General features: G+C 54.9%; 22 protein-coding genes. 8 read left to right on the forward strand and 14 right to left on the reverse strand.

Annotated features, from left to right (window positions below; genetic code table 11):
* Positions 1-133 precede the first annotated feature (133 nt).
* The gene (acnA, locus tag INF61_RS12590) at positions 134-2,809 is read left to right on the forward strand and encodes an aconitate hydratase AcnA (RefSeq protein WP_017693321.1); all 2,676 of its coding nucleotides are present in this window, start codon (positions 134-136) and stop codon (positions 2,807-2,809) included.
* Between the two features lie 37 nt (positions 2,810-2,846).
* Here acnA and ribA read toward each other — a convergent pair whose 3' ends face one another.
* Entirely contained in the window at positions 2,847-3,437 is a 591-nt protein-coding gene (gene ribA, locus INF61_RS12595; protein ID WP_003856813.1) for a GTP cyclohydrolase II, read from the reverse strand.
* Positions 3,438-3,634: 197 nt separating this feature from the next.
* On the opposite strand from ribA, the gene pgpB reads away from it, so the two are divergent.
* The 5 genes from pgpB to yciH all read left to right on the forward strand — a co-directional run bounded on the left by pgpB (position 3,635) and on the right by yciH (position 7,283).
* Entirely contained in the window at positions 3,635-4,402 is a 768-nt protein-coding gene (pgpB, locus tag INF61_RS12600; protein ID WP_003856815.1) for a phosphatidylglycerophosphatase B, read from the forward strand.
* A 148-nt stretch (positions 4,403-4,550) separates the two neighbouring features.
* Positions 4,551-4,859 (forward strand): LapA family protein, encoded by a 309-nt coding sequence (locus INF61_RS12605; protein WP_003856817.1) that lies wholly within the window; start codon positions 4,551-4,553, stop codon positions 4,857-4,859.
* A gap of 6 nt (positions 4,860-4,865) precedes the next feature.
* Entirely contained in the window at positions 4,866-6,035 is a 1,170-nt protein-coding gene (gene lapB / locus INF61_RS12610) for a lipopolysaccharide assembly protein LapB (RefSeq protein ID WP_003856819.1), read from the forward strand.
* Positions 6,036-6,219: 184 nt separating this feature from the next.
* The gene (gene pyrF, locus INF61_RS12615) at positions 6,220-6,957 is read left to right on the forward strand and encodes an orotidine-5'-phosphate decarboxylase (RefSeq protein WP_058700665.1); all 738 of its coding nucleotides are present in this window, start codon (positions 6,220-6,222) and stop codon (positions 6,955-6,957) included.
* Positions 6,957-7,283, forward strand: a complete 327-nt coding sequence (yciH, locus tag INF61_RS12620; protein ID WP_003856822.1) for a stress response translation initiation inhibitor YciH — start codon at positions 6,957-6,959, stop codon at positions 7,281-7,283. The genes pyrF and yciH overlap by 1 nt, the downstream gene beginning before the upstream one ends.
* 104 nt (positions 7,284-7,387) lie before the next feature.
* On the opposite strand, the gene osmB is transcribed toward yciH, so the two are convergent.
* The 3 genes from osmB to INF61_RS12635 form a co-directional block, all read right to left on the reverse strand.
* Positions 7,388-7,606, reverse strand: coding sequence for an osmotically-inducible lipoprotein OsmB (gene osmB, locus INF61_RS12625; protein ID WP_017384212.1), 219 nt, complete (start codon positions 7,604-7,606; stop codon positions 7,388-7,390).
* Positions 7,607-7,868: 262 nt separating this feature from the next.
* A complete protein-coding gene (locus INF61_RS12630) occupies positions 7,869-8,621 on the reverse strand; it encodes a DNA-binding transcriptional regulator YciT (RefSeq protein WP_048247243.1) in 753 nt (250 codons plus the stop codon).
* A 37-nt stretch (positions 8,622-8,658) separates the two neighbouring features.
* A complete protein-coding gene (locus tag INF61_RS12635; protein ID WP_003856825.1) occupies positions 8,659-8,841 on the reverse strand; it encodes a hypothetical protein in 183 nt (60 codons plus the stop codon).
* Positions 8,842-9,032: 191 nt separating this feature from the next.
* On the opposite strand from INF61_RS12635, the gene INF61_RS12640 reads away from it, so the two are divergent.
* Positions 9,033-9,902 (forward strand): crotonase/enoyl-CoA hydratase family protein, encoded by an 870-nt coding sequence (locus tag INF61_RS12640; RefSeq protein WP_017384209.1) that lies wholly within the window; start codon positions 9,033-9,035, stop codon positions 9,900-9,902.
* Here INF61_RS12640 and pdeR read toward each other — a convergent pair.
* The 5 genes from pdeR to INF61_RS12665 form a co-directional block, all read right to left on the reverse strand.
* On the reverse strand, positions 9,899-11,890 hold the full coding sequence (gene pdeR / locus INF61_RS12645) for a cyclic di-GMP phosphodiesterase (protein ID WP_193547837.1): 1,992 nt from the start codon (positions 11,888-11,890) through the stop codon (positions 9,899-9,901). The genes INF61_RS12640 and pdeR overlap by 4 nt on opposite strands.
* Positions 11,891-12,094: 204 nt before the next feature.
* Positions 12,095-14,029, reverse strand: a complete 1,935-nt coding sequence (locus INF61_RS12650) for an exoribonuclease II (RefSeq protein WP_193547795.1) — start codon at positions 14,027-14,029, stop codon at positions 12,095-12,097.
* 88 nt (positions 14,030-14,117) lie between these two features.
* A complete protein-coding gene (locus INF61_RS12655) occupies positions 14,118-15,104 on the reverse strand; it encodes an oxidoreductase (RefSeq protein WP_033486860.1) in 987 nt (328 codons plus the stop codon).
* A gap of 152 nt (positions 15,105-15,256) precedes the next feature.
* The gene (gene fabI / locus INF61_RS12660) at positions 15,257-16,045 is read right to left on the reverse strand and encodes an enoyl-ACP reductase FabI (protein ID WP_003856831.1); all 789 of its coding nucleotides are present in this window, start codon (positions 16,043-16,045) and stop codon (positions 15,257-15,259) included.
* A gap of 280 nt (positions 16,046-16,325) precedes the next feature.
* The gene (locus INF61_RS12665) at positions 16,326-16,727 is read right to left on the reverse strand and encodes a RidA family protein (protein WP_023296708.1); all 402 of its coding nucleotides are present in this window, start codon (positions 16,725-16,727) and stop codon (positions 16,326-16,328) included.
* Positions 16,728-16,859: 132 nt separating this feature from the next.
* On the opposite strand from INF61_RS12665, the gene INF61_RS12670 reads away from it, so the two are divergent.
* Positions 16,860-17,450: a TetR/AcrR family transcriptional regulator gene (locus INF61_RS12670; protein WP_023296707.1), complete on the forward strand. Its 591-nt coding sequence runs from the start codon at positions 16,860-16,862 to the stop codon at positions 17,448-17,450.
* On the opposite strand, the gene sapF is transcribed toward INF61_RS12670, so the two are convergent.
* From sapF to sapA, 5 genes are read right to left on the reverse strand one after another with little or no spacing between them, the layout of a single operon-like run.
* Positions 17,447-18,253: a putrescine export ABC transporter ATP-binding protein SapF gene (sapF, locus tag INF61_RS12675; protein WP_003856838.1), complete on the reverse strand. Its 807-nt coding sequence runs from the start codon at positions 18,251-18,253 to the stop codon at positions 17,447-17,449. The genes INF61_RS12670 and sapF overlap by 4 nt on opposite strands.
* Before the next feature lies 1 nt (position 18,254).
* A complete protein-coding gene (gene sapD, locus INF61_RS12680) occupies positions 18,255-19,247 on the reverse strand; it encodes a putrescine export ABC transporter ATP-binding protein SapD (RefSeq protein WP_003856840.1) in 993 nt (330 codons plus the stop codon).
* Positions 19,247-20,137, reverse strand: a complete 891-nt coding sequence (gene sapC, locus INF61_RS12685) for a putrescine export ABC transporter permease SapC (RefSeq protein ID WP_003856843.1) — start codon at positions 20,135-20,137, stop codon at positions 19,247-19,249. The genes sapD and sapC overlap by 1 nt, the downstream gene beginning before the upstream one ends.
* Entirely contained in the window at positions 20,124-21,089 is a 966-nt protein-coding gene (gene sapB, locus INF61_RS12690) for a putrescine export ABC transporter permease SapB (RefSeq protein ID WP_017383081.1), read from the reverse strand. Before sapB ends, sapC begins: the two co-directional genes overlap by 14 nt.
* Positions 21,086-22,726: an ABC transporter substrate-binding protein SapA gene (gene sapA / locus INF61_RS12695; protein ID WP_017383082.1), complete on the reverse strand. Its 1,641-nt coding sequence runs from the start codon at positions 22,724-22,726 to the stop codon at positions 21,086-21,088. Before sapA ends, sapB begins: the two co-directional genes overlap by 4 nt.
* Positions 22,727-22,809: the final 83 nt, after the last annotated feature.

Raw genomic sequence — 22,809 nt, forward strand, 5'->3', positions numbered from 1 at the left:
TTTTATCCCTCGCGTTGGACCATTCCTAAATTTATCAATTTGGGTTGTTATCAAAACGTTACGACATCTTTGTGTTATCTTTAATTACAGCCCTGATGATTGTCAGGACATCCCTGTTTTTAAGGAGGAGCTTATGTCGTTAACCCTACGCGAAGCCAGTAAGGACACATTACAGGCGGAAAATAAAACCTGGCGCTACTACAGCTTACCGCTGGCTGCCAGAACGCTTGGGGACATTTCGCGGTTACCCAAGTCGTTGAAAGTCTTACTGGAAAACCTCTTGCGCTGGCAGGATGGCGACTCGGTTACCGAGGAGGATATCCAGGCACTGGCAGGGTGGCTGAAAAATGCTCATGCAGACAGAGAAATTGCCTATCGCCCGGCCAGGGTGCTGATGCAGGATTTTACCGGCGTGCCAGCGGTTGTGGATTTAGCTGCCATGCGTGAAGCCGTAAAGCGTCTCGGGGGCGATACAGCTAAGGTTAACCCCTTGTCCCCGGTAGACCTCGTCATTGACCACTCCGTCACCGTCGATCACTTTGGTGACGACGATGCTTTCGGCGAAAACGTCCGTCTGGAGATGGAACGTAACCATGAACGCTACGTATTTCTGAAATGGGGTCAGCAGGCGTTCAGCCGCTTCAGCGTTGTTCCACCGGGCACCGGCATTTGTCACCAGGTCAACCTGGAATATCTTGGCAAAGCCGTCTGGAGTGAATTGCAGGATAAAGAGTGGGTGGCTTACCCTGATACGCTGGTGGGCACCGATTCACACACCACCATGATTAACGGCCTTGGCGTTCTGGGCTGGGGCGTCGGTGGTATTGAAGCGGAAGCGGCCATGCTCGGCCAGCCGGTATCAATGCTCATTCCCGATGTGGTGGGCTTTAAGCTGACCGGTAAATTGTCCGAAGGCATTACCGCCACGGATCTGGTTCTGACGGTCACCCAGATGCTGCGTAAGCATGGCGTGGTGGGTAAATTCGTTGAATTTTATGGCGATGGTCTGGATTCACTGCCGCTGGCGGACCGGGCCACCATCGCCAACATGGCGCCGGAATATGGCGCGACCTGCGGCTTTTTCCCGATTGATAGCGTTACGCTGGAGTATATGCGCCTCAGTGGTCGCAGCGAGGAGCAGGTGGCTCTCGTTGAGGCCTACACCAAAGCGCAGGGCATGTGGCGTAACCCGGGTGACGAGCCGGTATTTACCAGTACGCTGGAGCTGGATATGGGCACCGTTGAGGCAAGCCTCGCAGGGCCAAAACGTCCGCAGGACCGCGTCGCCCTGAGCAACGTTCCGAAAGCCTTTGCCGCCAGCAATGAGCTGGAGGTTAACGCCGCGCAAAAAGATCACCGTCCGGTGGACTATGTTCTGAACGGGCATCAGTATCAGCTCCCTGACGGCGCCGTGGTGATCGCCGCTATCACTTCCTGTACCAACACGTCCAACCCGAGTGTGTTAATGGCTGCCGGGCTGCTGGCAAAAAAAGCGGTAGAGCTGGGGCTCAAGCCACAGCCTTGGGTTAAAGCCTCCCTGGCGCCTGGTTCGAAAGTGGTATCCGATTACCTGGCACAGGCCAGACTCACGCCTTACCTCGACGAGCTGGGCTTTAACCTGGTGGGCTACGGCTGTACGACCTGCATCGGTAACTCTGGTCCACTGCCTGAACCTATTGAAATGGCGATCAAGCAGGGGGATTTGACCGTTGGCGCGGTACTTTCCGGTAACCGAAACTTTGAAGGGCGTATTCATCCGCTGGTGAAAACCAACTGGCTGGCCTCGCCGCCGCTGGTTGTAGCCTATGCGCTGGCCGGAAACATGAACATTAACCTGGCGACCGATCCGATTGGTCACGATCGCAAAAATGAACCGGTCTATCTGAAAGACATCTGGCCATCATCGCGCGAAATTGCGCGCGCGGTAGAGAAAGTTTCCACCGAGATGTTCCGCAAAGAGTATGCGGAAGTGTTCGAAGGCACAGCGGAATGGAAAGCGATCGACGTGGTGGGTTCCGATACCTATGACTGGCAGGATGATTCCACCTATATTCGCCTGTCGCCATTCTTCGACGAAATGCTGGCGGAGCCTGCACCGCTGAAAGATATTCACGGCGCGCGCATTCTGGCGATGCTGGGCGATTCCGTCACCACCGACCATATCTCCCCTGCGGGTAGCATCAAGGCGGACAGTCCGGCAGGTCGGTATCTGCAAAGTCGTGGCGTGGAACGTCGCGATTTCAACTCCTACGGTTCGCGCCGCGGTAACCACGAAGTGATGATGCGCGGGACCTTTGCCAACATCCGCATTCGCAATGAAATGGTCCCAGGCGTGGAAGGGGGTATGACGCGCCACCTGCCGGATACAGAGGTCATTTCAATTTATGACGCAGCCATGAAGTATCAGCAGCAGGGTACGCCGCTGGCCGTTATTGCCGGTAAAGAGTACGGCTCCGGTTCCAGTCGCGACTGGGCGGCAAAAGGTCCGCGTCTGCTCGGGGTTCGCGTGGTGATTGCCGAATCCTTTGAACGTATCCACCGCTCAAACCTGATCGGGATGGGGATCCTGCCGCTGGAGTTTCCGCAGGGCGTAACGCGTAAAACGCTGGGTTTGACCGGTGAAGAGCAGATTGATATCAGCGGTCTGCAAAATCTGCAACCGGGTAAAACCGTTCCGGTGAAGTTAACGCGCGCAGATGGAACGACAGAAGTGCTGGATTGCCGGTGTCGTATTGATACGGCAACAGAGCTGACCTATTACCAGAACGACGGCATTTTACATTATGTGATTCGTAAGATGCTGGACTGATCAAACTCGCCCGGCACATGTGCCGGGCGTTTTGCGTTTACTCGCTCAGCAGATGCCCCATTTTGGCAGCTTTGGTATCGAGGTAGTGCGCGTTTTTCGGGTTGCGGCCGACAATCAGCGGTACGCGTTCCACAATATTGATGCCCGCTTCAGTGAGGATTTCCACTTTTTTCGGGTTATTGGTCAACAGACGCACTTCGTCCACGCCCAGCAGCTTGAACATATCCGCGCACAGGGTGAAATCGCGCTCGTCAGCAGCAAAGCCGAGCTGATGGTTCGCTTCGACGGTATCGTAGCCCTGATCCTGCAACGCGTAGGCGCGGATTTTATTCAGCAGGCCAATATTGCGTCCTTCCTGACGGTGATACAGCAGAACGCCACGTCCTTCCTCTGCGATATGAGAAAGGGCGGCTTCAAGCTGAAAACCGCAGTCGCAGCGCAGGCTGAACAGCGCGTCACCGGTCAGACACTCTGAATGAACGCGGGACAGCACCGGCGTTTGCCCCGAAATGTCGCCGAACACCAGGGCGACGTGATCTTGCCCGGTTGCCAGTTCTTCAAAACCCACCATCAGGAAATCGCCCCATGGGGTTGGCAGTTTGGCTTCTGCCACACGTTTAAGCTGCATGTGATTCTCCAGACCAGGCTGACACGTTTCGTGCCTTTGCCCCATTATGCTTTCTGTATCGGACTATTTTGCCACAAGCCCGGCAACTTCACCTAATCACCACCACGCTTTACAAACGTTAAACGCACAATCCGACATATCCACCAGAATGATGAAATTCAGTTATGATTGTGGTGCTTAGTGAAAAAGGAGAGGACATGCTTTCAATTGCCAGACGAACGGCCGCAGGAGCCGCCGTATTGCTCGTTATACCCCTGGTCGTTTGGTTCTCCGGCTGGATGTGGCAGCCCGGACAAAACGAGACGTGGCTGAAAGCCTTATACTGGATAACCGAGACGGTCACCCAGCCGTGGGGGATTATTACGCACGTGCTGCTCTGTGGTTGGTTCCTGTGGTGCCTGCGCTTTCGCCTTCGCGCGGCGCTGGTACTGTTCGCTATTCTCGGCGGCGCCATACTTATCGGGCAAGGGGTGAAGTCGTGGGTCAAGGATCGTGTGCAGGAACCCCGTCCTTTCGTCGTCTGGCTGGAAAAAACGCATCATGTTCCGGTGGATGAGTTCTACAATTTAAAGCGTAAAGATCGCGGTGCGTTGGTAAAGGAGCAGCTTGCAGAACAGCAGGATATCCCGACCTTTTTACGCAAACACTGGCAAAAAGAGACCGGCTTTGCGTTTCCTTCCGGGCATACGATGTTTGCTGCCAGCTGGGCGCTACTTGGCGTGGGACTGCTGTGGCCGCGTCGGCGTACCCTCACGATTGCGATTTTGCTGGTCTGGGCGACAGGCGTAATGGGCAGCCGGATGCTGCTGGGGATGCACTGGCCGCGTGATTTGGTGGTGGCAACGCTGATCTCGTGGGTACTGGTGACGCTGGCGACCTGGCTTGCACAACGTTTTTGTGGACCATTGACGCCGCCGCCGGAAGAGAAGGAAGAAATAGCCGAAAGGGAGTCTGGCGGAACCTGAAGGTTGATATTCCGCATTTTGACCATAAATCCATGTAGGGCGCGTTACTTTTTCCATTTCGCGCCCGCCACTAAAATGGTAGCTTATAAGGCTGATTGCAGTGAGTTGAACACGCTTTATACGCTCGAACCACATAACGGGAAGTCATGTGAAATATTTACTCATTTTCTTACTGGTGTTGGCGATTTTTGTCATTTCAGTCACATTGGGCGCGCAAAACGATCAACAGGTAAGTTTTAACTATCTGCTGGCGCAGGGCGAGTACCGGGTGTCGAGCCTGCTGGCGGTGTTATTCGCGGCGGGTTTTGTCATCGGCTGGCTTGTATGCGGCCTGTTCTGGCTTAAGGTTCGTGTTTCTCTTGTTCGCGCTGAACGTAAAATTAAACGACTTGAACATCAACTTACGCCTGCGTCTGACATTCCGGCGAGCTCTGGTGTGCCGGTAGTCAAGGAATAATCGAATATGCTGGAGTTGTTGTTTCTGCTTTTGCCTGTCGCCGCAGCCTATGGCTGGTATATGGGCCGCAGAAGCGCGCAACAAACAAAACAGGATGAAGCAAACCGACTCTCCCGTGACTACGTAGCGGGGGTGAACTTCCTGCTGAGCAATCAGCAGGACAAAGCGGTGGATCTGTTCCTCGACATGCTTAAAGAGGATACCGGCACCGTTGAGGCGCATCTCACCCTGGGAAACCTGTTCCGCTCGCGCGGAGAGGTTGACCGTGCCATTCGTATCCACCAGACCCTGATGGAAAGCGCTTCGTTGACCTATGAGCAACGGTTGCTGGCCGTGCAGCAGCTTGGGCGGGATTACATGGCCGCGGGGCTTTACGATCGCGCCGAGGATATGTTCTCTCAGCTGGTGGATGAGACGGACTTCCGTATCGGTGCGCTTCAGCAGCTTCTGCAAATCTATCAGGCCACCAGCGACTGGCAAAAAGCGATTGATACCGCCGAACGGCTGGTCAAACTCGGTAAAGACAAACAACGCGTCGAAATTGCCCACTTCTATTGCGAGCTGGCTCTCCAGCAGATGGGTAGCGATGACATGGATAAAGCCATGGCATTGTTAAAGAAAGGCGCTGCGGCCGATCGCAACAGCGCGCGCATCTCGATCATGATGGGGCGGGTCTTTATGGCTAACGGTGATTACGCCAAAGCCGTGGAGAGCCTGCTTCGCGTTATCGATCAGGACAAAGAGCTGGTCAGCGAAACGCTGGAAATGCTGCAAACCTGCTATCAGCAGTTAGGTAAGCAGGACGAGTGGGTTGCGTTTCTGCGTCGCTGCGTTGAAGAAAACACCGGTGCCACAGCCGAACTGATGCTGTCCGACGTCGTTGAAGAGCACGAAGGGAGTGATACCGCCCAGGTATACATTACCCGTCAGTTGCAGCGTCATCCTACCATGCGGGTATTCCATAAGCTGATGGATTACCACCTTAATGACGCAGAAGAAGGGCGCGCTAAAGAGAGCCTGATGGTGCTGCGAGACATGGTGGGTGAACAGGTGCGGAGCAAACCGCGCTATCGCTGCCAGAAATGCGGTTTCACCGCCTATTCGCTTTACTGGCATTGCCCTTCCTGCCGGGCGTGGTCCACCATTAAGCCAATCCGAGGTCTGGACGGGCAGTGATTTTTTAAAACGCCTCATTTTAGTTACAACATACTAATGGTTGTAGTAATTTCATCAGCACCGAGCGGTCTGGGGTTCGGCAGGAAAAGCATTCGATTCTGTTCATTTACCCCGAGGGCAGGTAGAATGCACGCCGTTTATCTGTTCCGCGCCGCTGCGCGCCCATAGACGAAAAGGGCTGGTCATGACGTCTGTTACATCCTCCACTTCCCGCGTAGTTACCGATTCTCCCGTAGTTGTCGCTCTGGATTACAATAACCGTGACGCCGCACTGGCCTTTGTTGATGGCATTGATCCCCGCGATTGCCGTCTGAAAGTAGGCAAAGAGATGTTTACGCTGTTCGGCCCACAAATCGTCCGCGATCTGCACCAGCGTGGCTTCGACGTTTTCCTCGACCTGAAATTCCATGATATTCCAAATACCACTGCGCACGCCGTAGCTGCGGCGGCTGAACTGGGCGTGTGGATGGTTAACGTTCATGCATCCGGCGGGGCACGCATGATGACGGCTGCGCGCGAAGCGCTGGTGCCGTTTGGCAATGACGCTCCGCTTCTGATCGCCGTCACCGTGCTGACCAGTATGGATGAATCCGACCTGCGCGACCTGGGTGTGACGTTGTCACCTGCCGAACACGCGGAGCGTCTGGCGCGCCTCACGCAACAGTGTGGTCTCGATGGCGTGGTCTGTTCGGCTCAGGAGGCGGTTCGCTTCAAAGCTGAGCTAGGCCGCGACTTTAAACTGGTAACGCCAGGCATCCGTCCGGCAGGCAGCGAGTCTGGGGATCAGCGACGCATCATGACGCCAGAGCAGGCGCTGAGCGCGGGTGTAGACTATATGGTGATTGGTCGCCCGGTGACGCAATCCGCTCATCCGGCAGAGACCCTGAAAGCGATTAATGCATCACTGAAAAAGGGGGCATAATGCGTGACGCCAACAGTCGTCTGGTCTATTCAACGGATACCGGGCGCATTGAAGAGCCAAAAGAGAAAGCTGAACGTCCGAAAGGCGATGGTATCGTGCGAATTCAGCGGCAGACCAGCGGCAGGAAAGGTAAAGGGGTTTGCCTTGTCACTGGCATTGATCTGGATGATGCAGACCTGGTAAAGCTCGCCGCTGAACTTAAAAAGAAGTGCGGATGCGGTGGGGCAGTAAAAGACGGCATTATTGAGATTCAGGGTGATAAACGGGATTTAATTAAAACGCTGCTGGAAGCCAAAGGAATGAAAGTTAAACTGGCGGGCGGCTAAAATAAATGAGCCACGGACATTGCCGTGGCTCTTTTTTTTACGTGCGTAAGTCAGACCTGAAAATACAAAATATATTATTATACCGGAGAGAGCCGTTATGGTGATTATTTGCCCACCTGGTGACCGATAACACCACCTACGGCAGCACCACCTAATGTACCCAGCGTACTACCATCCGTTAATACTGCACCACCAAGCGCACCAGCACCGGCACCAATCGCGGTGTTACGGTCACGTTTAGACCAGTTAGAGCAAGCGCTCAGGGACATTGCTACAGTGATTGCCAGAACAGCGGCGGCTAATTTTTTGCTGGTAAAGGTCATAATACTTTCTCCTGAATTATCGATTCACGGAAAGGAATGCACTTTAAGTATAGACAATATCCATACTTAAATTCTGTTCCCGTGAAAGCTGGTCGCGCAGGTGTTTCATCATCACGCAGGTGATAGTCACTTCCTGTTATATCGCTAATATTAATTTTACGTGTTTAGAACGGTTTCAACAGGTAAAAACTCTTAAAGGCAGGGTCAGAATACTCTCAGAGAAAGGTTTAAGTGCGCCCATTATTCGGGCGCAGCAGGATAATCAGGCCGTTTTTTTCACGATATCGACAGTCAGGCCGTCTTGTTCTAATTGCTGGCGATATTCATCGCGCAAACGCTCATCCGTAATCACACGGCTGAAGCGTGAAGCCGGACCCATCGTATAAGGGTGTACGGCGCCAAACTTAGAGCTGTCGGTCAGCACTATCGCTTCACACTCTTTGGCGAGCACTGCGTTAACCACGTCTGTACGCATCATGTCGCGACCGGTAAAGCCGGTGTCGGGCTGCCAGCCGTCAATACCAATGAATGCCTTACTGAAGTGAACCTGCTGAACATATTGACGCGTTAATGGCCCCACCATGCTTTCGCTTTTCTTCTGGTAAATGCCGCCCAGCAGTATCACCTCGCACTGAGTTTCCTTCAACAGATGGGCGATATAGCTGCTTACGGTGATGATGGTAACGTCTTTTTGATCGGCGAGCGTGCGCGCCAGAAGGGCGTTACTGCTGCCATTTTCAATAAAGACGGTCTCACCGTTATTCACTAAGGATGCAGCAAACTCCGCCAGCTCCCGCTTGAGCGCATAATTGTTCATCATGCGGGTTTCGACGTCGTCGCTGTCCAGTGGAACGGCATATCCGTGCGCACGCCGCAGGTAGCTCTGTTTTTCCAGCAGATTCAGATCCTGACGAATGGTGACTTCAGAAACGCCGGTGGCTTTAGCGAGATCGACCACGCTTACGCGTCCCTGATCGATCACCATCTGCAAAATGATTTGTTGTCGGGAATTCATAGCATCCATTTAAAAGGCAAGGGCGGAAACGACGTGGCTACACTTCCCACGGGGCTTTAGGTTGAGTGGATTCTGGAGCGTTATCAGCGCCGTTCTCAGCCAGCAGTTCAGACTTGAGGATTTCAAGGTTACGGATAGCAGAGTGATAATCGCCTGCGACAAGAATATCCAGCACAGTATCAATACGCTGTGCCACGGCTGTTGCATCAATGTTAGACATAAGCTCACCCTGAAGCGAAAAGTTAATATTATCAATGATGCAGAAAATTGATTCAAAAGAGAAGGTAAAAAATGCAATAACCAAAGTTCATAAATGAAAGTGATAAATTTGGCCCCCGTATGCTGCGGGTTGTAGGGGTGGATTAGTCTAAAACTGCGCGCAACGCGCTTTTTTATAAGAGGAATTCGACTATGACAGTTATCAACCAGACAACCTGCACATTGTTTACTGATGCTGAACGATTCACTCAACTGGCGGCTTATTATGAGGCCGAACGGCGTACGGTGTGGATGATGTTACGTGCCACGCCACGGCCTTGCTTCAATCATGCGCTGATCGAGGAGATCATGAATCTCTCCTGGCTGGTTCGACAGTCCGGATTTGTCGTTGATTTTTGGGTCACCGGATCGCTGGTCCCCGACATCTACAATACCGGCGGTGATTTACAGTTCTTCGTTGAGTGCATCAAAAACAACCGACGCGAAGCGTTACGCGCCTATGCCCGGGCCTGTGTGGACTGCGTTCATGCCGCCTCGCGAGGGTTTGATACCGGTGCTGTCACGCTGGCTATGGTGGAAGGAAGCGCGTTAGGGGGCGGGTTTGAAGCCGCGCTGGCGCATCATTTCATTCTGGCCCAGCGCGATGCCCGATTAGGCTTTCCGGAAATCGCGTTCAATCTGTTCCCGGGCATGGGCGGCTATTCACTGGTGGCGCGTCGCGCCGGCATGAAAATGGCGGAGGCGCTGATCTACAAAGGTGAGACGCATACGGCGGAATGGTATGAGCAGTATGGTCTTGTGGATCTCTTATTCGAGCCGTTACAGAGCTATGTTTCGGTGCGGACGTTTATCGACACGCTACAGCCGAAGCTCAACGGCGTAAGGGCCATGCTGCGTGCGCGTACGCGCGTGCTGCCACTTCCACGAAGCGAGCTGATGGACATTACTGAGGATTGGGTTGATGCCGCCTTCTGCCTTGAACCGAAGGATATCGCCTACATGGAGCGGCTGGTTATGCTGCAAAATCGCCATCAGGCGACGGGCTTACGCAAAGCCAGCTAACGGACATTTCTGGCCTGATAGCGCTTTAGCCATCGCTCGAATGCGGCAGCGGGCATGGGCTTAGCAAAAAGATAACCCTGCCGTTCGTTGACGCCATTCTTCGTCAGAAAGGCGTCTTCTTTTGCACTTTCCACCCCTTCAGCAATGACCTGCAAATTTAATGCCTGCGCCACGGCGACTATCGCACGCACCAGCGACTGTGAAATGGACTGCTTATGGATGTCCCGCACGAAAGCCTGGTCAAGCTTAATGGCATCGATAGGGAAGCGCGCCAGCTGCGACAGGGAAGAGTACCCCGTACCAAAGTCATCCAGGTGAATTTGCGCTCCCAGGCGGCTAAATTGCTGGATCACTGACAGGGCCAGCTCTTCATTTTCAATGAGACAGCTTTCGGTCAATTCCACGTCAATCGGGCAGTATTCAAAACTCAGGTCTTTCAGCGCCTGCTTCAGGTCGCTGAAGATGGTCTGGTCCGCCAGCTGACGGGCGGAGACGTTGACCGCGACGCGAAGGTTGATCCCCTTGTCGCGCCATTTTGCCACCTGGCGCACCACATCAAGCATAACCCAGCGGCCCAGGGGCACAATCAGCCCTGACTCCTCAGCATAGGAGATAAACTCCATCGGCGGGATCAGGCCACGCTCTGGCGACTGCCAGCGCACCAGCGCCTCCAGACTTCTGACTTCGCCGCGCCAGGTTATTTTGGGTTGGTAGTGGATTAACAGCTGATCGTTATCCAGCGCTTTACGCAGGTTGGTATCCAGCCACAGGTATTCAAATACGCGCTGGTTCATCTCTGGCGAGAAGACGCAGAATTTGCCCCGGCCATTTTCTTTGGCGGTGTACATGGCGGTGTCGGCATTACGAATGACGCTTTCGCGATCGTTACCGTGCTGGGGCGCAAGCGCGATGCCCAGCGAGCAGCCGGTGTAAACCTCTATCAGCCCAATGCGGAAAGGCTGACGAAGTCGGGTCAGTATGCGCGATGCCATGGCTTCCAGCGCGCCCTGCGAGGTATCGGTGGCTAGCACGATAAATTCATCCCCACCCAGGCGCGCCAGGGTTTGTCCTTCGTCCAGGCAGCTCAGGATCGCCAGCGCAACGGCCTGTAGCAGCTGGTCGCCAAACATATGCCCATAGGCATCGTTCACTTTTTTAAAGTTATCCAGATCGAGATAAACCACGCCTACCTGGGTGTCACCCCGAGCGGTGATGGCATCAGAGATCAGCTCAAGGATGGCGTTTCGGTTAGGCAAACCGGTAATCGTATCCGTATTGGCGAGTACGCGCAGGCGCTCCTGGGCCCGACGCTCTTCGGTTATATCGGTACCTGAACAGATGAGGAAGATTTCATTTTTCCCGCTGCCGCTGTGAACAAATTTATTTCTGAAGAGAAACAGGCGCTGCCCTTTGCGGGTCTTGATCCAGCGTTCAACTTCGTACGAGCTGCCGTTACGAAAAAAACCGGTGATGTTGCGTTTGGAGGCCGCGGCTTCGCTACGACTCATAAACAGTTTGAACACGTTTTGCCCGATAACTTCCTGTTCCTTCAGGCCCGTATATTCTTCACTTAAACGGTTGAAGCGCTGAATATTCCCGTTCTGGTCGAGGATCACAATCACGGAGTTAGCCTCGGAAACCACCTGTTCGGCGAAGGAGAGCCCCTGCGCCAGGTCGCGCGCCACGGAAGGGGTATCGTTCCAGGCTGATGCCGTTCCTGCCCACTCATTTTTGTTAATTTTACGGCCGACAAGATGAACGGGAACGTCCACACCGTACAAGGGCAGGGTCATGGCAATGCTGGAGGTTATCACGGTGAGCTGGCGGATCAGCGCGGCCTGCTCATCATCCAGCGCCACCACCTGAATGATGTCAGCGCTTTCACTGGCAGCAAGATGCAGAGCATTGCTGTCTGCTGTCAGTCGCCACCAGGGGCTATGCGTACCCATGTAACGAAACAGCAAATTCTGCTCCAGATCGTCCATCACGTTTTCTCCCGCGGCTGCTGAGTAGCGCACAAATTATTCATTTGCAGTCGACAATGACGGCTCTCTTTTACTGTAGATAATTCTGGCGAAATGTGGCGATGGGAAACAGAAAAGTGTGAGAAAAAACGATGATTTTGCGGGAGATAATACAGAAGAGAACTCCCGGCCACCCCTTAACGGAACGGCCGGAAGTTTACGCGGTTATCAGGCGACAGGGCGCGCGATAATACTGCGGGTTTCCATGCGCACTTCAGCGATGGTGACATCAATCACGTCAGTGACCTTGTAAACCGTTTCGCCTTTAATTTGCACGGTCCCGTTTTCCTGGCTACAAACCAGTTCGTCGCGAACGGCATGCAGGAACGGGGCAGGAATAAAGGCAACGGCGCCATTATCCACCAGACGAACGCGCATACCGCCGCGGCTGATGTCAATGATTTCAGCCGGGAAACGGGTGTCAGTCCCTGCCTTATCATTCAGGAAGCGCGCGTATAACCAGTCGCCGACATCACGCTCCGCCATACGGTTGAGACGGCGACGTTCTGCCATCTGCAACGTCGTATCATCCTGTGGGCGGGCAACAGATTCCCCTTTGATGATCGCTTTCAGCAGACGATGGTTAACCATGTCGCCGTACTTACGGATCGGGGAGGTCCAGGTCGCGTAAGCCTCAAGGCCAAGGCCGTAGTGCGGGCCTGGCTCGGTGCTGATTTCCGCAAAGGACTGGAAGCGGCGAATACGGCTGTCAAGGAACCCTGACGGCTGTGCGTCCAGCTCGCGGCGCAGTTTGCAGAAACCTTGCAGGGTCAGCACTTCCTCAGGATCGACATGTACGTCATGGGTTTTCAGCAGGGCAGCCAGCGCTTCGGTGTTCGCCGGATCAAACCCGGTGTGCACGTTGTAAATGCCAAAGCCTAATTTGTCGCGCAGCACGCGGGCGGCACAAATGTTGGCGGATATCATCGCTTCTTCAACGATGCGGTTGGCAATACGGCGCGGCTCAGCGACGATATTCAGCACTTCACCTTTTTCACCCAGCACAAAACGGTAGTCCGGACGATCTTTGAAGACCAGCGCGTGAGTTTGACGCCATTCGCTGCGGCTCAGGCAGACGCGGTGCAGCAGACGAATTTGTGCGGCAATGTTGTCGGACTCGGGTTTCCAGCTGCCCGTGTTCTCCAGCCAGTCGGACACGTCGTCATAGGCCAGCTTGGCTTTGGATTCGATGGTGGCGGCGAAGAATTCAATATCTTCTTCAATGGTACCGTGAGCCGCAATGGTCATCCGACAGGCCAGCACCGGACGTACTTTGTGCGCACGCAGCGAGCAAAGATCGTCGGAGAGTTCACGCGGCAACATCGGAATGTTAAAACCCGGCAGGTAGTTGGTGAACGAGCGCACTTTGGCCATCTCGTCCAGCTTGCTGCCTTCGACAATCCATGCGGTAGGGTCGGCAATGGCGACGGTCAGATGCAGTTTGCCATCGGCTGTCTCTTCGGCATACAGCGCATCGTCCATATCCTCGGTGCTGGCGCTGTCAATGGTGACAAAGTCCAGCGCCGTCAGATCGCGACGTTCCAGACCTTCGTCCTGCATTTCAGTCGCCACGCCCTCAGGCGCTTCTTTTTCGAGGTTGTGGCGCGCCAGCGTCACCCACCATGGGACGAAATGGTCGTCGCCGAAGGTAATGTATTGGGTAAGCTCGGCGTAGAAACCGCGATCGCCTTTTAAAGGATGACGGCGCATCTCAGCAACCGCCCAGTCACCCTCAACAAAATCATGCTCAACGCCACGCGCGGCGCGGCACGGAATAGCATCTTTCAGGAGAGGATGGTCCGGCACGACAGAAAGACGATCGTCTTTTTTATGCACTTTCCCGACAAAGCGGGTCAGGAAAGGTTCGATCAGTGCTTCCGGCTCGGCAGACTCTCGTTCCTTTTCGGTATGAATAACGGCCGAAATGCGGTCGCCATGCATCACTTTCTTCATCTGAGGAGGCGGAATGAAGTAGCTCTTCTGCCCGTCAACTTCAAGAAAGCCAAAGCCCTTTTCCGTGGCTTTTACGACCCCTTCTGCACGCGGCGTCTGGGAATGCAGTTGCTGTTTAAGCTGCGCTAGCAGCGGGTTGTCCTGAAACATAATGTTCTATTTTCGTAGCCATTGAGCGGCTGACAGTTTTACGCGAATCTCACTGCTACAGCAAGCGCTCTTTAGGTAAAGAGTATGGTTATTCCTCTTTGCCGAGCGCCACGCGCAGACGGTCCAGCCAGCCATAAAATGCATCTCGGGTAAGCAGGTTGATGGCCTTCTCTGGCGAGAGACCTGACCCGGTCAGGGGCGTTAACTGGGCGGCGCTAAAGCGATCCGGAGAGGCGACAAGCAGCGCACGAGCGGCTGAGAGCATCGAAGACGCGGGGCCTTCACTTCGCGGATGGTTAAGCAGAATTTCGCCCGTCAGATCAAGCAGCATCGGCTCATGACACAGCACAGGAGTAAGCGCTTCAAGCGCCGGTTCCGCCTGCCAGCGTGAGAGCGCCTCAAGCTGAAGCGCACTGGCATATTTTAGCTCAACCGGGGGTAGCGTGGCGGTCCATCTGCTGAAGCTGACCGGCAGCGTATGGGGCTGAATGTGATGCCCGGGCAGCCAGCGTACCGGATGGCCAAGCAATGCCTGAAATACCGCGACCACTCGCGCCTGAAAACCGACAAAGCCGATGATCTGGTTGATGAGCACAATGTCATACGTTGTGAGTCCAACCTCATCAAGCTGGTTTTGGGCTTTATCATCGATGACATCGGGTGAGCTGGCTAACTGGCGGGCATACTGGGTAATTTCTGCAAGGCGTCGATTGCTTTCCCGGGAGGAGTCCGGCCCCGGAAGAGGGGCGAGCAGAGCAGCGTAGTGGTTACAGAGCCGCTGAACGCCACACGCCTGAGCAACCGTTAATGCCGTGCTCAGCCTGTCGTAGGCGCTGAGCGTATGCAGACGGTTCACGGGAGTATCAAGTGGGAACAAAAGATGACAGAGGGTTCGGGCATGCGTAAGCCAACCAGCACAGCTTGCGAGAATGTCATCGGGCAGGGCTAGATCGAGCAAAAAACGGTCGTCGACGTTAGCGGCTTCGGGCACCAGCGGCAGAACGTCCGTCTGCGAATGATTCGACTGGGTTTCATGATACCAGTGGCCTTTGCCGGAAAAACGGCGTTGTTCCATGGGCGTTCCTTGATCTCAAAATGGCGATCAATATCCTGGCGTAAGGCGGATGAGGGGAAAAATATTGTTAGGTGATAACAAATAGCTGAACGGAATAACGAGGGGCGGGGCGGGAGGAAACTCTCTTCCCTGGCGGGAAGAGAGTGACAAGCTTATTTGATTTCCAGCTCGTTCATTGCAGCGATGTTGAAGCCGCCGTCAACGTGAACCACTTCGCCGGAGATGCCCGCGGAAAGGTCAGAGCACAGGAATGCCGCAGAGTTACCCACATCTTCGATGGTAACGGTACGACGAATCGGGGTAACCGCTTCGCAGTGTGCCAGCATTTTACGGAAATCTTTGATACCGGAAGCTGCCAGGGTACGGATTGGACCCGCAGAAATAGCGTTAACACGCACGCCTTCAGGACCCATCGCGTTCGCCATGTAGCGCACGTTGGCTTCCAGAGATGCTTTCGCCAGACCCATAACGTTGTAGTTAGGGATAGCACGTTCTGCGCCGAGGTAGGACAGAGTCAGCAGGGCTGCGCCCGGGTTCAGCATCGCGCGGCAGGATTTTGCCATTGCAACGAAGCTGTAGGAGCTGATGTCGTGGGCGATTTTGAAGCCATCACGGGTAACCGCGTTCACGTAGTCGCCGTCCAGCTGGTCGCCAGGAGCGAAGCCGATGGAGTGAACAAAACCGTCGAATTTCGGCCATGCTTTTGCCAGTTCAGCAAACATGCCATCAATGCTTTCGTCTTGTGCAACGTCACATTCCAGAACAATGCTGGAACCCAGCTGCGCGGCAAATTCTTCAACACGGCCTTTCAGCTTGTCGTTCTGGTAGGTGAACGCCAGCTCAGCGCCTTCGCGATGCATTGCCTGTGCGATGCCGTATGCGATGGACAGTTTGCTGGCAACGCCAGTCACCAGAATGCGCTTACCGGAAAGAAAACCCATAGCTTTAATCCTTATATTCATTGCTTATTTTGCCTTGTAATTCATAGCGTTACAGGCAGTATTTCAAAATCATTCGAAATTAGCTCGAAATTATAGCCCACTCACAGCCCCTTGTGTCACGATATTTCTCGCTCCTGCGCCGTGAATGGGCTCACGGAAGAGGTCGAACTGTCTCTTCATCAGGCTGTTTCGTGTGTATCCCAGCAGTATATCACCGCACGCGGGGTTCGCCTCATCCAACCAGAGACTGCCCGGAGCTTCACGCTTATACAGCCGGATCTTAATTCGCTGACGAGGGGATTCTGGCGATAACCTTAATTTCGAAATCAAAACCCGCAAGCCAGTTAACGCCTATTGCTGTCCAGTTTGGGTAAGGAGCGTGGGGAAATGCCAGTTTTTTCGCCTCCATGATAACGGGGAACTGGTTTTCAGGATCGGTATGAAACGTCGTGACATCAATCAGATCGTCAAAAGTACATCCCGCGGCTGCCAGGATCGCCCGTAAATTATCGAACGCCAGCTGCACCTGAGCGGGGAAGTCGGGTTCAGGTGTGCCATCGCTGCGGCTGCCAACCTGACCGGAAACAAATAACAGATCGCCAGAGCGAATTGCAGCTGAATAGCCATGCTCTTCATAAAGGGCATGTCGGTTAGCCGGGAAGACGGGATCACGTGAAGGCATGGCTTTTCCTTTTCTGTCAGAGGTATTGTTGTGCTTACGCGGTAGAAGTAACATACGCGATGTATGTGAAAAATGTAATTCACATACGTCGCGTATGTCAAATTATAGTTATCGCTTAATTAAGGAAGTCCCATGGCTACAAAACGTCGCGCTGAAACGGCCCAGGAAAATCGCGAGAAAATGATTCAGGCGGCGCGAAAGGCATTTGCTGAAAAAGGCTATGCCGCAGCGTCAATGGATGAACTCACGGCAAGCGTGGGGTTAACACGCGGCGCGCTATATCATAATTTCAACGACAAGAAGGGACTACTGGCGGCGGTGGTCGCGCAGATAGACAGCGAAATGGCAGCAAACGCAAAAGCGATTGCCGCCGCCGCCGAAGATGACTGGGAGCGACTGCTGGCGGAGGGCATCGCCTATATCAAAATGGCGCTCGTTCCGGAAGTTCAGCGTATCGTCCTCCTTGACGGCCCGGCTGTTCTGGGCGACCCGGCGCAATGGCCCAGCCAGAACAGCTGCCTTGAGTCGACCCGTCAGACCATCGAAAAAATGATGGAGTGCAACGTAATCAAAAAGATGGATGCCAGAGTCGCAGCCCATCTGCTGAATGGCGCTGCTCTGAATGCGGCTCTGCTGATTGCCGCGAGTGAAGAACCGCAGAAGACCCTCCCGCATGCCATAGAGGTGTTTACTCTGCTGGCAAGCGGGTTACGCAGCGGCTAACGATCTTTACGCCACGCGTCCGCCGTCAACGCTTCACCAAAGTGGCCGGCAATCAGGCGTTTTGTCAGATCGTGGAGCGGGGAGGCCAGTACGTCAGCGGTACTGCCGCGCTCGACAACTTCTCCCTGGTGCATCACCAGCACCTGATCGCTGATGTGCTTCATCATGCCCAGGTGCTGAGTCACGTAGATATACGAGATCCCCTGTTTTTCCTGTAACTCCAGCATCAGGTTAATGAGCTGCGAACGCATCGACATATCCAGCGACGCCAGCGCTTCGTCGGCGATGATGACCTTCGGGCGCAGGATCAGCGCGCGGGCCAGACCGAGACGCTGTTTTTGGCCCGGGGCCAGCATGTGCGGGTAATAGCTGACATGGTCGGGCAGGAGGCCTACCAGACGCAGGGTTTCGACAATCCGTTTGCGACGCGCTTCCGGCTCCAGGTCGGTATTCAACCGCAGCGGGAAATCCAGAATCTGGGAAATACGCTGGCGCGGGTTCAGGGACGTCGACGGATCCTGAAAAATCATCCGGATGCGCTGACTGCGAAAAGAGTAGTCCCCAAATTCCAGAGGATGATCGTCAATCAGTATTTCACCGCCGCTCGGCTCGACCATACCCGCGAGCATTTTTGCCAGGGTCGATTTGCCCGAGCCGTTTTCACCGATAATCGCCAGCGTCTGCTTTTCGCGCAGCGTAAAGCTCAGGGGTTTAACAGCCTCGACGGTCTGACGGTGAAACAGGCCGGTGCGATAGCGAAAGGTCTTACTCAGGTTACGTACTTCCAGTAAGGTTTCGACCATTTCACTCTCTCTCCATGTTCAGCGGGAAATGACAGGCAAACAGATGGTTTTTCGGCCCTGTCAGGCGCGGTGTTTCAATGCATTTGCGCTGAGCATACGGGCAACGCGGACCCAGACGGCAGCCAATGGGCAGCGATTCCAGCAGCGGTATCGCGCCAGGCAGTGTATTCAGCCGGCTTTTGTGCGGCATCGCGCTGCCAAAGTCCGGGATCGCCCTGATCAGCGCCTGCGTGTAGGGATGATGCGGCGTCGTCACCAGGTCCTCGCTTGGCGCGGTTTCTACCGTCTGGCCGCAATACATTACGTCAATTTTATCCGCCCACTTGCTCAGCATTTGCAGGTCGTGGCTGATCAACAAAATGGTGGTGTTGTTATTCTGGTTCAGACGCGTGAGCAGGCGGAAAATCTGGGCCTGGGTGGTTGGCTCCATCGCGTTCGTTGGTTCGTCCGCAATCAGCAGACGCGGCTGATTCGCCAGGGCGATGGCAATCATCACTTTCTGGCATTCACCGTCGGTCAGTTCGTAGGGGAAACTGCGCATCGCGTCTTTATGGTCTTTGATCCCGACACGGTGCAACAGCTCAATGGCACGGCGTTTACGCCAGCCGAAACGTTGCCACCAGCGGCCTTTATAGGTCCAGCCGGGAATGTTCTGCATCAGCTGTTTCCCGACGCGCTCGGACGGGTCGAGACAGGATTGCGGCTCCTGGAAAATCATCGAGACGTTATGGCCCACCAGTTTACGGCGTTCGCGCGGGGAGAGACGCAACAGATCGATGTCGTCGAAACGCATACGGTCGGCGGTCACCCGCCAGTTGTCTTTCGCCACGCCGCAAATGGCCTTGGCGATCAGACTTTTCCCGGAACCCGATTCGCCCACCAGCCCGCGGATTTCGCCCTCAGCGAGCGTAATACTGATGCGATCCACGGCCTTCACCCAGCCTTCGCCCGTTTTAATTTCTATCGTGAGGTTGCGGATATCGAGTAACGGCATTATTGCACCCCCGCATTGATTGCGCGGCGGATCCCGTCGCCCAGCAGGTTAACGAGCAGCACGCTCACCATGATGGCCGCGCCCGGCAGCATGACCGTCCACGGCGCAACGTAAATCAGCTCCAGCGCATCGCCGAGCATGGCGCCCCATTCCGGGGAGGGGAGCTGCGCGCCCAGGTCCAGGAAGCCCAGCGCTGCGATATCCAGAATCGCCATCGACAGGGCGCGGGTGATCTCCGTCACCAGCCCGGCGGCAATGTTAGGCAGCACGGCAAACCACAAAATATTAAACGTGGTGGCGCCATCCAGACGGGCGGCGACGACATACTCTTTCTCCAGCTCGTCGTGAACCAGGCTGTAAACCGAGCGCACCATGCGCGGCAGAATGGCCAGCCAGACGGCGAACATCGCATGGGTGAGGTGCGGCCCCGCGAAGGCCACGACGATAATCGCCAGCAGCAGCGAAGGAATAGAGAGCAGGGTATCAAGAATATGGTTAAGCACGGCCGACCGCAGCCCGTGGGTTGAGCCGGCAAAAATGCCCAGCGCCAGGCCGCAGATCGCGGCAGCCAGGGTGACCACGAACGCGCCGCCTACCGTAGGTGCGGCGCCGCTCAGCAAACGACTTAGCACGTCGCGTCCGAGATCGTCAGTCCCCAGGAAGAACGAAACCTCCCCGTAGCGCGACCACGACGGCGGTAAAAGCTGATAGCCAAGGAACTGCTGATCGATGCCATACGGCGCAAACCACGAACCCAAAACGCACAGCAACACGAGGCCAATGCAGCCGTAAAAGCCGATCATCGCCGTGGTGTCGCCGTAAAAATTACGCCACACGGTGCGTAGCGCACCGGGCGTGCGCTTTTCGCTGTAGACGTTATCGTAAGGCATACCATTCCTTATGCTTCAATGGGTTGGCCATGGCACCCAAAATATCGGAAATAACGTTAACAATAATGACCAGCGAGCCAATCACCATCACGCCGGCGGAGATCGCCGCGTAATCCTGCTGGCGAATGGCGTTGATCATCCAGCGCCCAAGGCCCGGCCAGCTGAAAACCATCTCGGTGATCATTGCCAGCGTCAGCATGGTTGAGAATTGCAGCCCAAGACGTGGGATTACGGGGGGCAACGCATTGTGCAGCACATGGCGACGTAAAATCGTCAGGCGAGACAGTCCGCGCGTGGCGGCGGCTTTCACATAGTTTTGATCGAAGACGTCGATAGTGCTGATGCGCATCAGGCGGATCACTTCGGTCGTCGGCGCGACGGCCAGCGTAAGCACCGGCAGCACCATGTGGCGCAGCGCACTCACGATCATTTCGTCGCGCCAGACTGAATCAGAAAGCCAGGCGTCAACGATGGCGAAGCCGCTAACCGTTTGCACGTTATACAGCAGGTCAAAACGGCCAGATACCGGCAGCCAGCCTAACGTCAGTGAGAAGAAGAGGGTAAGCAGCAGCGCCAGCCAGAAAACAGGGATGGAAAAGCCAATTAAGGCAAGCGCGCTAATAAATTTATCCTGCCATTTATTACGATAAATTCCCGCCAGCATTCCCACCGGGATCCCCACCATGAGGGCAAAGCCAAAGGCAAGTATACACAGCTCCATGGTGGCCGGGAAAACCACTTTCAGCTGTTCGGAGATGAGCTGTCCGTTGATGCTGGACACGCCAAAATCCCAGTGCAGCAGGCCATTAAACCAGAACAGCCAGGCGTCCCAGAGAGATGAGCCCTGAAGCGGGGCGTGCGGCGTAAAGTAGCTCAGGCTAAAGCCGACAAAGGTCAGGAAGAACAGGGTCACCAGCAGTAACAGCAGCCGACGCAAGGTAAATATAATCATGGTTTCTTCACCTCTTGTTCTTTCTCACGGGTCACGCCCGCGAAGGAGGCGTTACCAAACGGGCTGAGTACCAGCCCTTTAATATCGTAACGGTAGGCCTGGAGGCGCAGGGAAGAGGCAAGTGGCAACACGGGAAGTTCTCTGGCCAGAATATTTTGCGCTTCATCGTAGGCCTCAATGCGTGAGGCAAGCTGTTGAGACGCCAGCGCTTTTTGCAGCACGGCATCAAATTCCCGGTTACACCAGTGGGCGTAGTTGGTCTGGGAGTTGATTGCCGCACAGCTCAGCAGCGGACGGAAGAAGCTGTCCGGGTCGTTACTGTCGGTGGACCAGCCAGCCAGCGTTAAGTCGTGATTCATGTCCATCAGACGCGCCTCCTGGAAACGGCCTTCGACAGGCACGATGATCACCTTAACGCCCACCTGCGCCATATCAGCCTGCAACAGCTCAGCCGTTTTCAGCGGGCTGGGGTTCCACGCCTGAGAGCTGGTGGGCACCCACAGCTGTAGCGTCAGGTTTTCTGCCCCCAGCGCTTTAAGCTGTTCGCGCGCTTTCGCCGGATTATATTCCGTAATCTTCGCCTCGCCGTCATAGGCCCAGGAGGCGCGCGGAAGAATAGAGGCGGCGGTTTCAGCGGTACCGTAGTAAATCGACTGCATCAGACGCTGATTGTTGATCGCTAACGCCAGCGCATGGCGCACGGCCGGATTATTCAGCGGCGGCTTATCGGTGTTAAACGCCAGATAAGCGATGTTCATGCCTGGGCGCAGGGTCAGGCGCAGGCGTGGGTCGTCGCGCAAAATGGTCAACTGGCTGGCCGCAGGCCAGGCAAGCACGTCGCACTCGCCGGTCAGCAGTTTGGAGAGTCGGCCTGTTCCACCTGAACCCAGATCAACAATAACCTGCGGCATCAGCGGCTTGCCGCGCCAGAAACGATCGTGGCGTTGCAGGCGAATGTATTGTCCGGCGCGGTACTCTGCTAACTGGAACGGACCGGTGCCTACAGGCTCACGATCGAGACGTTCCTGACGATCTTTTTTCGTCAGCTGATCCGCGTATTCGGCTGACATGACCGAGGCGTAGTGCGTCGCCAGATGCCAGAGGAAGGAGGCATCCGGGCGATTCAGACGAAACTCAACCGTACGGTTATCCAGTTTGCGAACGCTTTTGACCGAGTCCGCGAATTGCAGACTGTCGAAATAGGGGAAGTTCCCGCCATTAACGTTATGCCACGGATGATTGCGGTTGAATATGCGCTGGAAGGTGAAAACCACGTCATCCGCGTTGAGCTTACGGGTTGGGGTAAACCACGGGGTGTGCTGAAATGCGACATCATCGCGTAGACGAAAGCGGTATGTGGCACCGTTATCAAGCACTTCCCAACTTTCAGCAAGCTCCGGAACCAGCCGATAGGTATAAGGATCGACGTCGAGCAGGCGATCGTAGAGCTGTGCGGCCAGCGTATCGACAATCAGGCCACTCCCCGCTTTTTGCGGATTAAAAATATCAACTTGCCCGCTGACGCAGTAGACGAAACCACTATCACGGATATCTGGAGGCACAGCGCGATCGGGCGCAGCAAAGGCCAGATTGCTGAACAAACCGAGTGCAAACAGGGACGATAAAACCAGGCGCATAGTTTTTAAGGTTTTTAGATTCGATCTGCAAAGTGTATCGCACTTACGCCTGCTTCGTAAAAATGTCTGGGGGTAAGTGCTGA

This window comes from Enterobacter cloacae complex sp. P18RS (assembly GCF_014982105.1).
Lineage (GTDB): Bacteria > Pseudomonadota > Gammaproteobacteria > Enterobacterales > Enterobacteriaceae > Enterobacter > Enterobacter hormaechei_C.